Raw genomic sequence first — 13,287 nt, 5'->3', positions numbered from 1 at the left:
TCATTTTTTCTGCAAAAAAAAAAGACCTAGTCCTCGCTTGATTAATATAACATAATCTGTATATAGCGTCAAGATATTTTTTAAGGCTATTTTTAAGGTGGCTGTTTTTTAAGGTTACAACACTCCGGCACTTATGCATACAAAATATACTTCTTTAACGCCTGCCGCCTTAAGGACCCGTGTACACGCATCTATAGTACTACCTGTCGTATAAATATCATCCACCAATAATACCTTATTATATTCTTTTGCCTTTTCCTCATATATAGCAAATGCATTTTCAACGTTCTTCTTTCTTGCAATTCCTACAAATTCCTTTTGCGGCTTTGTATCCTCAACTCGCACAAGGCATTTTTTATCAATAGGTATTTTCGTATATCGGGAAATTTCTTTGGCATATACATACGCCTGATTATATCCTCTCTTTATTTCCTTCTTTTTAGAAACCGGCACTGCCATTATGCAGTCAATTCCCCATTGTTCAAATAATTTTCCATAACGCTTTGCAGTCTCCCATCCATAATACGCTCCATATTCTCTGGCATTTTTATATTTAAATCTATACATGGATTCTTTTATTCCACCTGCATATTGAAAAAGACACACGCCTTTTTCATATGCATGCTTATGCTCTCTGCAGTCTTTGCACAATGTGCCGTCTTCTTTAAGACTTTTTCCACATTTTGCACATTTAGGCTCTTTCATGTAAAACACTTTACCCTTGCATTTGTCACATACAAATTTGTCCTGTCCTTTGACCACTTCCCCACATACCGGACAGGTTCTAGGGAAAAATACATTTAAAATCTTCTCCTTCATTTCCTACGTAAATCTTTTTTTAATTAATTCAAATAATCTTATATTATGTATTTATGTATTTAACTCAATAAATTTCCAATAATAAACCAGGTTTTATAAAATAAACTCTAGCAAAGCATTATAATATTAATTAAAATTTATATTTATTTTCCTTTCTTAATATTTCTATTTTGTTTATTATTTGCATATTTACAACATTATTCCATTAACTCATACTGTTCTATTTGTCATTTTCTACAATTGCCGAATGTATAATCACCAAAAATCGACACAGCACTTATGCCGTTCTATTTGTCATTCTCTACAGGTTCTTTATATGTTTCAAATGTCTGCAACTGCCATTGTAATCCTGAATACCTTTTATGCTGGTCTTCATTTTTAATCATACCTTGAAATGTATCTTCTCTTCCAACAATACATACACAACTTTTCGCTCTTGTTATTCCGGTGTACAATAGATTTCTCGTCATAAGTTGCTGATACCCTGTAACAAGAGGCATGATAACTGCCGGATATTCACTACCCTGAGATTTATGAATAGTTATTGCATATGCAAGTTCTAATTCTTCCGCTTCCCTAAATGTATATGTCACCATTTTATTTTCATCAAATTCAACTTCTAAAATCTGTGAATCGTTATTCATATTTTTTATAATTCCCAAATCTCCATTAAATACACCTTTTCCTGAATCGATACAGGCTCCATTAGGCAATCTAACTTCCCATTCAATTTGATAATTGTTTTTTATCTGCATTACCTTGTCGCCTTCTCTAAATATATATTTGCCAAATTCATGTTCTTTTTTATATTTGTCCGGCTTATTAATATATTTTTGCAATTCAACATTCATATTCTCAACACCAAGAATTCCACTCTTCATAGGTGTAAGAACCTGTATTTCCTGTGGTGTTGATTTTACATAGTCAGGAAGTTTTGTCATTATAAGACCTATTGTTGCGTTCAAAGCCTCCTGAGGTGTATTTCTTCTTATATAAAGGAAATCTTTCGTGCTATTGTCTAGTTCAACTGCTTTTCCTTCATTTATTTTATGGGCATTTGTTACTATTCCGCTTTCACCCGCCTGTCTAAAAATCTTATTAAGCGTTACCACTTTAAATTTTCCGGAATCAATGATATCTTTTAATACATTTCCCGGTCCGACACTTGCAAGCTGGTTAATATCCCCTACAAGAACAAGTCTTGTTCCATGAGCTACAGCCTTAAGCAAAGAATGCATAAGGAAAATATCAACCATCGACATTTCATCTATTATAATTACATCTGCTTCTATTGGATTTGTTTCATTTCTTTCAAACTTAGCGTCCATATCCAATGAATCATCTGTTCCGGTACTTCCGTTTATTTCAAGCAGCCTGTGTATTGTCTGCGCCTGGCAACCTGTAGTTTCAGTCATTCGTTTTGCTGCTCTTCCTGTAGGCGCCGCAAGGCGGATTTCCAAATTATCACTTTCAAACATTTGTATAATCGCATTAATTGTAGTTGTTTTTCCCGTTCCCGGTCCACCTGTTAAAATTACCACTCCATTGCTTTGCGTAGCCATAACCGCTTCTTTTTGCAAATCATCAAGTACAATATTATTTTTTCTCTGGATGGTATCTAATTTTACACTTTCCACAAATTCATCCGCCGGCATTGATAAATCCAAATCAAGAAGCATTCCTGCCACATTCATTTCCGTGTAATAATATGTAGACAAAAATACAGCCTGTACTTCATTGATTTCTTTAACAATAAGTTTCTTTTCCATTACAAGGTCAATAAAATAGTTATCTAACAAATCCATATTATATGTACCATCAGCATTCTGATATTGATCTCTTAATCCAAGCAAACTAATGGTTGCCTGAATTAGATTTTCTTTTGGCAAATATGTATGCCCTGACTCTGATGCTTTAGAAAGTGCATATACCATTCCACTTTTAACTCGAATAGAAGCATTAACTTCCACTCCTGCCCTCTTAGCTATTTCATCAGCTGTTGTAAATCCTATTCCTCGTATTTCATCAGCAATGCGGTATGGATTTTTCTTTATAATCTGATAAATTTCTTCGCCATAATAATTATAAATTTTAAGACTCATCGCCGACGAAATACCGTATTTTTGTAAAAATATCATTGCGTCTCTTATATCTTTTTTTGCCTGAATCTGGCTTGCAATATCCATGGCTTTCTTATAACTTATTCCTCTGACTTCTTCTAATCTTTCAGGCTCTTCATCAACTATTCTAAATGTATCTTCTTTAAACTTGTCTACGATTCTGTCCGCAAGAGCAAGACCTAACCCCTTAATTGCTCCTGACCCTAAATATTTTCTAATTGAATATTCGTCATTTGCCGGAATTGTTTTATACGATTTCATTTTTATCTGTTCACCAAAAACAGGATGAAATACTTCCTCGCCTTTTACTTCGATATATTCCCCTTCACCAATATATCCAAATACTCCGGTTACTTTTACATCTTTTTTTCCCACAGACATAGTTAAAACAGTATAGCCATTTTCTTCATTTCTAAATGTAATTATTTCTACATATCCGGTAATAGTTTTCATCGACATATCTTTTCCTTTTAATTTAAAAGGCTGCCTTTTCCAGACAGCCTTATTATCTATTATTTTTCCTGGTTCATTTCATCCATAACTTCTAAGTATCTTCCTGTACCAATAGCGACCGCAGTCATCGGATCTTCAGCTGTCATTGTATTGATTCCCGTCTTAGATTCAATCAATTCTTCTAATCCGTCTAACAGACAACCACCACCTGTAAGAACAATTCCTCTTACCGCAATATCTGCTGAGAGTTCAGGAGGTGTATTTTCAAGCACTCCATGAATAGCTTCAACAATCTGTGTTGTCGCTTCTCTTAAAGCTTCTTCAACTTCTTCTGATGTAACTTCTATAATCTTAGGAAGACCTGTAACAAGGTTTCTACCTCTTACTTCCATCTTCTTAACTTCTGTTTTCTTAAAACATGTACCTATTCCGATTTTAATTTCTTCAGCAGTTCTTTCTCCTACTAAAAGATTGTGTTTTTTTCTCATATATCTGACTATCGCATCATCAAAATCATCTCCCGCAACCTTTACAGAAGTACTTTCAACAGTAGCACCTAAAGAAATAACTGCTATATCTGTTGTTCCACCACCTATGTCAACCACCATATTTCCACATGGTTTTGAAATATCTATTCCTGCACCAATAGCAGCTGCTAACGGTTCTTCCACTATAAATACTTCTCTTGCCCCTGCCTGGAATGATGCATCCTCTACAGCTTTAGTTTCAACTTCTGTTGCTCCACTAGGAACGCAAATGCTAATTCTTGGTTTCTTATAAGAACGTTTTCCTACAGCTTTCTGAATAAAATACTTTATCATCTGTTCAGTAACTGAATAATTAGAAATCACTCCCTGTCTAAGAGGTCTTACCGCAACAATATTTCCAGGTGTTCTTCCTATCATTAATCTTGCTTCTTCTCCAATTGCTCTTATAGTATCCGTATCTCTATCTATAGCAACAACTGATGGTTCTTTTAAAACCACACCTTTTCCTTTTATATATACTAAGATACTTGCTGTACCTAAATCTATTCCAATGTCTGTATCAAACATATCTTTCTCCTTTTAAAATTGGATATTTATGACAGATTAAAAGTTGTTGTAAAAAATAAACGCGTTATACATCTTTCAATCCCGTATTAATCACGATTTCCCGCACAAATATTATATACAATTTTATACAAAAATTAAAGTATGTTTTATTTTTTTTGCATTTAAAAATTTATTTACATCGCGTTCATATTTCGTTCATATATGTACCGTAACATAATAGAGTACTACTTAGGTAGTGCAGCATAGTTTGTATACGTCATACCCTATAATGACGTATTTTTAAGTTTTTCATACTCAACCTGGTGGGTGAAATTCCCGCCAGGTCCCCCGAAATTAACACCACATCGTAAGATGTGGTTTTTTATTGTCATAATCAAATAAAAGCCATAACTAAATGGCTTTTATTTCTTCATGCATGATTATGTGCGTATTTTTCTTTTGTTGCAAGTCCACCTCTAATATGACGTTCCGACTTATTTACATCAAGAACTTTCCTAACCTGCTTTGCCAATCCTGGATTTAACCTGCCTAACCGTTCTGTACAGTCTTTATGTACCGTGCTTTTACTTACACCAAATGTCTTTGCTGCCTGTCTTACAGTAGCATTGCATTCAATAATATAATTTGCTATTTCAATCGTTCTTTCTTCAATATATTCTTTCACTTCTCGCCTTTTACATCATCTTTTTTTATAATGTATGCAAAAAGTGAATTTATTATGTTGAATATTTGCCCGATACATTAAAGCTTCGTTGAGACTTTTCTTTCATTATATGATAATTTGTTCAATCACGTCTGCTTATTACCATGCCGTTTTTCCTTTTTCTATCAGACTATCAATATCATTAAATGCATTATCTAATGATTCCGAATGATATATCTCATACATATCATATACATAATCTGTCAATTCTTTTTCATCTAAAATCTTTAATATTTTCTCTGCCGTTGTGTTCTTATAGTTTGCATAATGCTCTAATAAATATACAAAAAAATCCGATTCTTTACTCAATGTTATTCACCTCTTATATATTGTGAGTTTCTTGGTTCTCCAGTAACTTTTTCATTTTCCCACATATCAAATAAAACATAAGGACTCATTTTATACAATTCTGTTTCAGTATCTAGAAGCATTTGGTATGTTTCTGAACTAATAAACAACCGTATAGCTTCTTTATCAGCCAATCCGTATTTTTCTACAATAAGTTTGCCTACGTATTTGTCAAAAAATATAATTCTATCTGCACTTAATTTCATATCTGTCCACTCCTTTCAAACATCAATGACAGCAGCGACTTTTCTGTTAAAAATGCATATTGATCCGTCAAATTCTGTGGCAATAATAATTCTACTGCTATTTTCTTTGAAAATCGTCCTGACATATAATCATTAATAACATCTAATGTAGAATCATTTGCAACCGGACCTATTACCAAATCATATTTATTTTCAATAGGTAATTCTTTTCTGTTAGCTACTACAAAATCTAACCATTCTCCATCCGCACTGTCAAATTTTAGAATTTTCAAGTCATTTATTATCTTTTCATCAAAATTATATTCATTAATAATAGCATTTCCTATTCTTCTTCTCCTAGCGACAGATTTTGCCCAACTAATAGCCTGCACTTTACTTGATGTAAGATAAAATCCTGCTCCAAAATCTAATGCTCGTTTTTTTTCTAAAATTTTAGGATTCTGTACAACTACATTACTTCCATGATATAATTTCATCCTTCGATTTACCTCGTCTATCTTTTTCCATTTATAATTTTCCGCAGTTTCCTAGAATTTATTATACACTAACAAATCTCTGCATTCAATGAAAACCACCTTGTTAACACTTGTCTACTTGTATGTTTACAAGTAATTCCGTCTTTATATGTATTGCCATACAACACAAAAGACACAGTAAGAATTTTCCCTTCTGTGCCTTTTCTTTCATTATATGATAATTTGTTCAATCACGTCTGCTTATTCACATGCCTTTGTTTTTCTATTTCACTATCTTTTTTGTCACAGTCATCATTATTAGTTATTATTTCTTGCTACAACTTTCTATTTATACATTTTTCCAAATATTGTTCTTACAAGTGGCCCCGCTACAAATAACTGCCAGAAAAATGCTATTGGGAAATTAATTACAGTTGTCTGAATCCATACTGATATAATCTGTGTTCCGAAAGCGCGTTTTATTAAAACTATAGCAACAAAGCTCATCATCGGACACATAAGCCAAACAGAAAGCACTGATATTGCTAAAATAATAAATATTGGTTTATCTTCCTTAGGATTTACAAGTTTGAATGCTATTTTTTAGCTAACGGACCTGCAATAAACGTATCAAGTAAAAATGCTGCCACGCACATAATTTAGTCATTATTATACAAAAATATATTTAAATTTCCATACATACTTCGTATAACCATTCCTGTTCCTCAATATTAAGATATGGAGAAATCTTTTTATAAACAAGTTTATGATACTGTCTTAAAAGGCGTATTTCATAGTCAGACATTATATTTACATCTATAGCGTCTACATCAAATGGAACTAATGTAAGTGTATCAAATCCCAAAAACTGTCCGTATTCAGTCACCTGTTTTTCAACACAAAGCAAAAGATTTTCGAGCCTTATTCCATATTGTCCTTCCAAATAAACGCCAGGTTCATCTGAAGTAATCATTCCCGGTTTAAATTCTGCATTTTCTTCAACATTTTCTCTTAACATATATCTAAATGCATTCGGTTGCTCATGAACATTAAGAAGATAACCGACACCGTGACCTGTACCGTGTCTATAATCATATCCGATTTCCCACAGTGGTTGTCTTGCAACATAATCAAGTGATACTCCTGTACATCCTGATAAGAATTTTGCATTTGCAAGCTTCAAATTTCCTCTAAGAACAGCTGTATACATCTTCTTCTGCTCTGTAGATATATTTCCGAGGGCTATTGTTCTTGTTATATCTGTAGTTCCTTCTACATAATGTCCGCCTGAATCAATTAAAACAAAATTATCTGCTTTAACTTCATAATCTGTTTCTTTAGTTGCGCTGTAATGAACTATTGCGCCATGGTCTGCATATCCTACTATAGTTTCAAAACTTGGTGCCAAATATGTTTTCCATGATTTTCTAAATTCTTCTAATTTATTTGCAATAGATATTTCTGTCATTTTTTCTTTGCTTACATTATGTTTTAACCAATAAATAAATCTGGTCACTGCAACGCCATCCATTATATGAGCATTAATCATATTTTCAATTTCCACATTATTTTTGATTGCTTTCAAATGCAATGCAGGTGAAAATTTATCTATAATCTTTACTTCCGGTTTTATGGAACGTAAAATACTATAATTTGTTGTTGTTTTATCTAACCATAATGTTGTATATTCAGGAATAACTTTTACATAATCATATATTTCATCATATTCTTTAATTTTAACCCCTTCTTCCGAAAGACGGTATATTGTTTTTTCATCAAATGATTTTGTATTTGCAAATAACAGACTATCATATTTTGTAATTACCATATACGAAAAGCATACCGGATTATACTCAATATCATCACCTCTGATATTTGTAACCCATGCAATTTCATCTAACGATGTCAAAAGTAATGTGTCCGCTTTTTCCTCTTCCATTCTTTTTCTTATATTAGCTACTTTTTCAGGATAAGAAACTCCTGCATATCTATCCATTAATCTCCATATAGGTTTAAATTCTATAGCAGGTCTGTCACTCCATATTTCTCCAACCAAATCCACGTCACTCTTTATTTTCATTTCTGAAATTTCAGCTAATTTTTCTGCCTGTCTTGCATTAGTTGTCTGTCCGTCAAATCCTATTACACTGCCCTCAATAAGGTTCTTCTTTAAATATTCTTCTACAGAAGGCACCCCTTCTTCTCCGGCTTTCATAAGTTTAATTTCACTATCTTGAAGTTGTTCTGCTGCCTGAATAAAGTATCTTCCATCAGTCCATAATAGCGCCTCATACATTGTAACTACCAATGTTCCTGCTGAGCCTGTAAATCCTGACATATATTCTCTCGTTTTAAAATGGTCACTCAAGTATTCTGAACCATGCTCATCACTTGTCGGAATTACATAAGCATTAATTTTATTTTGTTCCATTAAATTTCTAAGGGCTGAAATTCTTTCATTAATCATAATCTTACCACCTTTAAAATATGTTATTTGTAAAACAAAATGAATCTCTATTTTTCAAATCAATTTAATTATTTTCAAAGCAAGTTGAATCTGTTTCATAGCAGACTATTCATCTTTTTTCCCATATTTTTCATTATAATTATCCAAACATTGATATATTATTTTAGCAGCCTCAACAGGTCCGCCAAACTCCTTAACAGCAGTCTGTTTTCCCTCTAAATCTTTATATACATTAAAGAAGTGCTTTATTTCCGCAAATATATGTTCTGGTAATTGTTGTATATCCACATATCCGTTATATGTTGGGTCGCCATATGGAATTGCAATTATCTTTTCGTCATTATCCCCATTATCAGTCATATACATAACACCTATCGGATAACATCTTACAAGTGACATTGGTTCTATTTCTTCTGAACATAATACCAACACATCAAGCGGATCTTTATCATCTCCAAGCGTTCGTGGAATAAATCCATAATTAGCAGGATAATGAACTGATGAATACAGGATACGGTCTAGTATAATCAAACCTGTTTCCTTATCTAATTCATATTTTTTCTTGCTTCCTTTGCTAATTTCAATAGTTGCAATAAAATCTGATGGCTGAATTCTTTCCGGATTAATATCATGCCAAATATTCATATTTACACCTCACCCTTCTGTACATTTTGTACTACTTAACATATCTTTTTCAAAATATGACATCTCCGTTGTTACTAACTGTATTGTTATACAGAATCAAATATCATAAGAAAATTATACAATCATTTATTTTACAATTCTATATAATGTTAAATTTTATTTTGCACTATATATAGTGAAAGCTAACTTTTCGTTTATTTCAAGGCAAAAATTTCTTTTTTTGTTATGCTAATCAAATTATGTATAATCACTATTTTTTCATTATATAGAGCAATTAATATATGATTATTATTTTTTATTATGGAAACTAAATTTTAGGAATTTAATATTTATATAAAGAAACTATAATATGGAAATTTAATATTTTTTATTGGGGTGGAAAACCATAATATAAATAAGTTACTTTTTCATTATGTAAACCAATTTACGGATATATATTATTTTTTCGATATATTCCGTAAAAAATATAATTATTTTCATTGAATTAGTTTTGTGCCATGGCAGATGTGTCCTTACTTATATGGTACACTTTTATTTGAAAAATTTACGGAACAATCTAAACTAACTTCGGAGTTAAAACTCCACTCAAACACTATTGCAAATATTACTTATATAAACACTTTTAATAACAAAATACAGAATAAAAAATCATTAAGAGCATTAAAAAGAGACTTAAAATATCCGGCAAATTTGTCTTTTGCAAGTCATCCGTATTTTTTTAAGTCTCTTTTATACATACTTTAATTCTTTGAATTAATAAAACTTTTTAGTTTCTTTTATGTACTATCGTTCTTTGAATTAATAAAACTTTTTAGTTTCTTTTATGTACTATCGTTCTTTGAATTAATAAAACTTTTTTAGTTTCTTTTTATGTACTATCGTTCTCTCAATTATTAAAACTTTTTTAGTTTCTTTATACTTTTATGCACATTATTGCTTTCCATTTAACAATTTAACAATGCTTTTTAAATTGTTAAACTATCCTACTGTTCACTAATATCTTTGATTTTTTCTTCATCCCAGAATTCAAATTCTTCAGATTCAAGAACCTTTGTAGCTACATTTACATTTTTTGTCTTAATAACTGCTGCTGCGTTGATTCCACTTGAAAATGCATACATATATTCTACATTTACATTAGCATCTGCAAGAACCTTTAAAGTCTTTGCAAGTGAACCTGCTTTATGAGGAACGCTTACACAAAGTACCTCTGTTAATTTTGCAGAAAAATCTGCATTCTTTAAAATTTCTCTAGCCTTTTCAGGTTCTGGAACAATCATTCTTAATATTCCGAAATCAGCTGATTCCGCTAAGGCTGCTACAATAATGTTAACATCATTGTCTGCCAAAGTCTTTAATACATCATTTAAATGTCCTTCTTTATTTTCAAGGAACACTGTCAACTGTTTTAATGCCATAAAATTACCTCCTATAAATTACGATTTCGATTAAGATTACGATTATTTATAATAAAAACTTATTATTTATTATTATAAATATCCGTTATCTCCTGCTATTACAAATTACGATTATCAATTACTCTTACTGCTTTACCTTCACTTCTCTGAATTGTCTTAGGTTCTACTAATTTAATTTCAGCAGATATACCTAAAGCCTGTTTTAATTTAGCTCCAACCTTCTTCTTCAAATCATTTAACTTGCTAATTTCATCTGAGAAGAGATTCTCATTTACTTCAACCATTACTGTTAGTTTATCTGTATTATTTTCACGGTCTACAATCATCATATAATGGTTAGAAATATCTCCGCCCATTGATAAAAGTGCTGTTTCAACCTGTGTTGGGAATACATTTACACCACGAATAACCTTCATGTCATCTGTACGTCCTTTGAATTTAGAAATTCTAGGTGTTGTTCTTCCACATTCACATGTAGAATGGTCAATGCTTGTTAAATCTTTAGTTCTATATCTAAGTAACGGCATACCTTCCTTTACTAAAGTAGTAAATACAAGTTCACCTAAATTATTGTCTCCTACCGATTCATTTGTAACAGGATCAAGTACTTCCGGATAGAAGAAGTCATGGTTAATATGTAATCCATTGTGTTGTTTACAATCCATTGCAACACCCGGTCCTGTAATTTCACATAATCCGTAAATATCAAAACATTCAATATGTAAAATGTCTTCAATTTTCTTTCTCATTTCTTCTGTCCAAGGCTCTGCTCCATGAATTCCGACTTTTAATTTCATATCATCAACCTTGCCCATCTCTGTAATTGTTTCTGCAAGATGCAAAGCATATGATGGTGTACATGTAAGAGCTGTTGCGCCAAAATCTTCCATACACATAATCTGTCTCTGTGTATTTCCTGCAGACATAGGAACCGTCATAGCGCCAATTCTTCTTGCACCAAAATCCATTCCAAGTCCACCTGTAAACAAACCATAACCATAGCATACATGAATTACATCTTCCTTTGTAAGTCCTGCCATTGTCATACATCTTCCTACACATTCTGCCCATACATCAATGTCCTTCTGTGTATATGGCACTATAGTAAGCTTACCTGTTGTTCCTGAAGTTCCCTGTACACGTACAATTTCTGACTGCGGTACTGCTCTAAGTCCGAATGGATAATTATTTCTCAAATCTTCCTTTGTGGTAAATGGAAGTTTAACAATATCTTCAATTCCTTTAATATCACCGGGTTCTACACCTAATTCTTTCATCTTCTTTGTGTAGAATGGTACATTGTTATAAACTCTGTTTACTAAATCAACAAGTCTCTCTCCCTGAAGTGCTGCCATCTCGTCCCGGCTCATACACTCATGCTTTGAGTCTAAAATCATTTCCTTTACGCTCATTATGTTATCTCCTTATGTAATAAATTTTAGCAGTATTTACGCTAACACTTTAAACTGATAAACTCTATTATACTAAAAACAATTGACTATAACAATGTAAAACTTGTTAATCTGCATAATTTCGTTACTTTTTTTGCAAATTTATTGGTGTGTTTGAACGTTATTTACAATCACAATTCCTACACATACAAACATCAGTGCTACAATAACCTGTCCACCTATCTGGCTGCTTTCTCCCGGTAAAAATAAAGCTGAAAGAATAACTCCAAAAACAGGATTCATAAATTTGTATACAGAAACTTTTGATACCGTATTAAATTTTAATAATATACTCCATATTGTATATGCTGTCGCCGAAATAAATGCCATGTAAATAATCATTATAACAGCATTAGGAGTTGAAATAACTACATTTCCTCCAAGCAGTTTGCCAATCACAGCCAAAATTACTCCACCTGAAAAAAACTGATATCCACTAAGCATTACAACATCAGCGTCATTTGAAAATTTCTTAATAAATGAAGATGAAAATGCGGACGAAATCGCTGCAAGAAATATAAATCCTTCTCCCATAAATGACCATTGTCCGCCACCATTTATTCCTGTTATATTTACAATTAAAACTCCTGCAAATCCAATCAACGTACCTATTATCTTAGTTGCATTCAATTTTTCCTGATGGAAAATAAAAGCCGCTACCACAATTGCTAAAAATACACCTGAACCTGTAATAATAGAACTACGTACTCCTGTCGTATGCGCCATTCCTATATAAAAGAACAGGTACTGTCCTGATGTCTGGAATATACTGAGCGTAAAAATGTATCCCGGTTTCTTTGGAAGAATTACTTTTCTTCGTATTATGCTGTTAGTTACAATTACTAAAATACCGGCTAATGCAAATCTTATACCCGCAAATAATATTTGTGAGGCATATTCTCCTGATTTAATATCAAGCATTCTGTAGCCTGTTTTTATACATGGAAATGCACTGCCCCAAAGGAAACAGCACACCATTGCAAGAAGACATACCACCCATGTTTTCTTGAGTAATTTATCTTTAGATTTATTCTTTGTGATTGTATTTCGATCTTCATCATTTAATTTTATAGCATTTTCATTGTCATCATCCAAAATAGTATCACGTCTTTTCTCCATACTATTCAATTCTCTATTTACACTCATA

General features: G+C 32.2%; 13 protein-coding genes. All 13 read right to left on the bottom strand.

Annotated elements, in window-relative coordinates; all coding sequences use genetic code 11:
* Positions 1-114: 114 nt before the first annotated feature.
* On the bottom strand, positions 115-819 hold the full coding sequence (locus CCC31_RS02480) for a ComF family protein (protein WP_260978446.1): 705 nt from the start codon (positions 817-819) through the stop codon (positions 115-117).
* A gap of 287 nt (positions 820-1,106) precedes the next feature.
* Positions 1,107-3,392 carry an ATP-dependent RecD-like DNA helicase gene (locus CCC31_RS02475; protein WP_290849330.1) on the bottom strand — a complete coding sequence of 762 codons (2,286 nt, stop codon included), beginning with the start codon at positions 3,390-3,392 and terminating at the stop codon, positions 1,107-1,109.
* A gap of 59 nt (positions 3,393-3,451) precedes the next feature.
* Positions 3,452-4,447 (bottom strand): rod shape-determining protein, encoded by a 996-nt coding sequence (locus CCC31_RS02470; protein WP_117908860.1) that lies wholly within the window; start codon positions 4,445-4,447, stop codon positions 3,452-3,454.
* Positions 4,448-4,856: 409 nt separating this feature from the next.
* Positions 4,857-5,111, bottom strand: a complete 255-nt coding sequence (spoIIID, locus tag CCC31_RS02465) for a sporulation transcriptional regulator SpoIIID (protein WP_022089878.1) — start codon at positions 5,109-5,111, stop codon at positions 4,857-4,859.
* Positions 5,112-5,249: 138 nt separating this feature from the next.
* Positions 5,250-5,459 (bottom strand): DUF3791 domain-containing protein, encoded by a 210-nt coding sequence (locus CCC31_RS02460; RefSeq protein ID WP_022089879.1) that lies wholly within the window; start codon positions 5,457-5,459, stop codon positions 5,250-5,252.
* A gap of 2 nt (positions 5,460-5,461) precedes the next feature.
* Entirely contained in the window at positions 5,462-5,704 is a 243-nt protein-coding gene (locus CCC31_RS02455) for a hypothetical protein (protein WP_022089880.1), read from the bottom strand.
* Positions 5,701-6,180, bottom strand: coding sequence for a DUF3990 domain-containing protein (locus tag CCC31_RS02450; RefSeq protein WP_022089881.1), 480 nt, complete (start codon positions 6,178-6,180; stop codon positions 5,701-5,703). Before CCC31_RS02450 ends, CCC31_RS02455 begins: the two co-directional genes overlap by 4 nt.
* 324 nt (positions 6,181-6,504) lie before the next feature.
* The gene (locus CCC31_RS02445; protein ID WP_290849325.1) at positions 6,505-6,666 is read right to left on the bottom strand and encodes a DUF2798 domain-containing protein; all 162 of its coding nucleotides are present in this window, start codon (positions 6,664-6,666) and stop codon (positions 6,505-6,507) included.
* A gap of 178 nt (positions 6,667-6,844) precedes the next feature.
* Positions 6,845-8,626, bottom strand: a complete 1,782-nt coding sequence (locus CCC31_RS02440; protein ID WP_118565304.1) for an aminopeptidase P family protein — start codon at positions 8,624-8,626, stop codon at positions 6,845-6,847.
* 105 nt (positions 8,627-8,731) lie between these two features.
* Positions 8,732-9,271 carry an inorganic diphosphatase gene (locus CCC31_RS02435; protein WP_117908854.1) on the bottom strand — a complete coding sequence of 180 codons (540 nt, stop codon included), beginning with the start codon at positions 9,269-9,271 and terminating at the stop codon, positions 8,732-8,734.
* Positions 9,272-10,254: 983 nt separating this feature from the next.
* The gene (locus CCC31_RS02430; protein ID WP_290849322.1) at positions 10,255-10,689 is read right to left on the bottom strand and encodes an amino acid-binding protein; all 435 of its coding nucleotides are present in this window, start codon (positions 10,687-10,689) and stop codon (positions 10,255-10,257) included.
* A gap of 98 nt (positions 10,690-10,787) precedes the next feature.
* The gene (locus CCC31_RS02425; protein WP_118565305.1) at positions 10,788-12,101 is read right to left on the bottom strand and encodes a phenylacetate--CoA ligase; all 1,314 of its coding nucleotides are present in this window, start codon (positions 12,099-12,101) and stop codon (positions 10,788-10,790) included.
* A 141-nt stretch (positions 12,102-12,242) separates the two neighbouring features.
* Complete coding sequence (locus CCC31_RS02420) at positions 12,243-13,286, bottom strand: DMT family transporter (RefSeq protein WP_290849319.1); 1,044 nt, start codon at positions 13,284-13,286, stop codon at positions 12,243-12,245.
* Position 13,287: the final 1 nt, after the last annotated feature.

The organism is Eubacterium sp. LMAG:50 (assembly GCF_008680265.1).
Lineage (GTDB): Bacteria > Bacillota > Clostridia > Lachnospirales > Lachnospiraceae > Eubacterium_U > Eubacterium_U album.
This window is presented reverse-complemented; position numbering and strand designations above follow the sequence as displayed.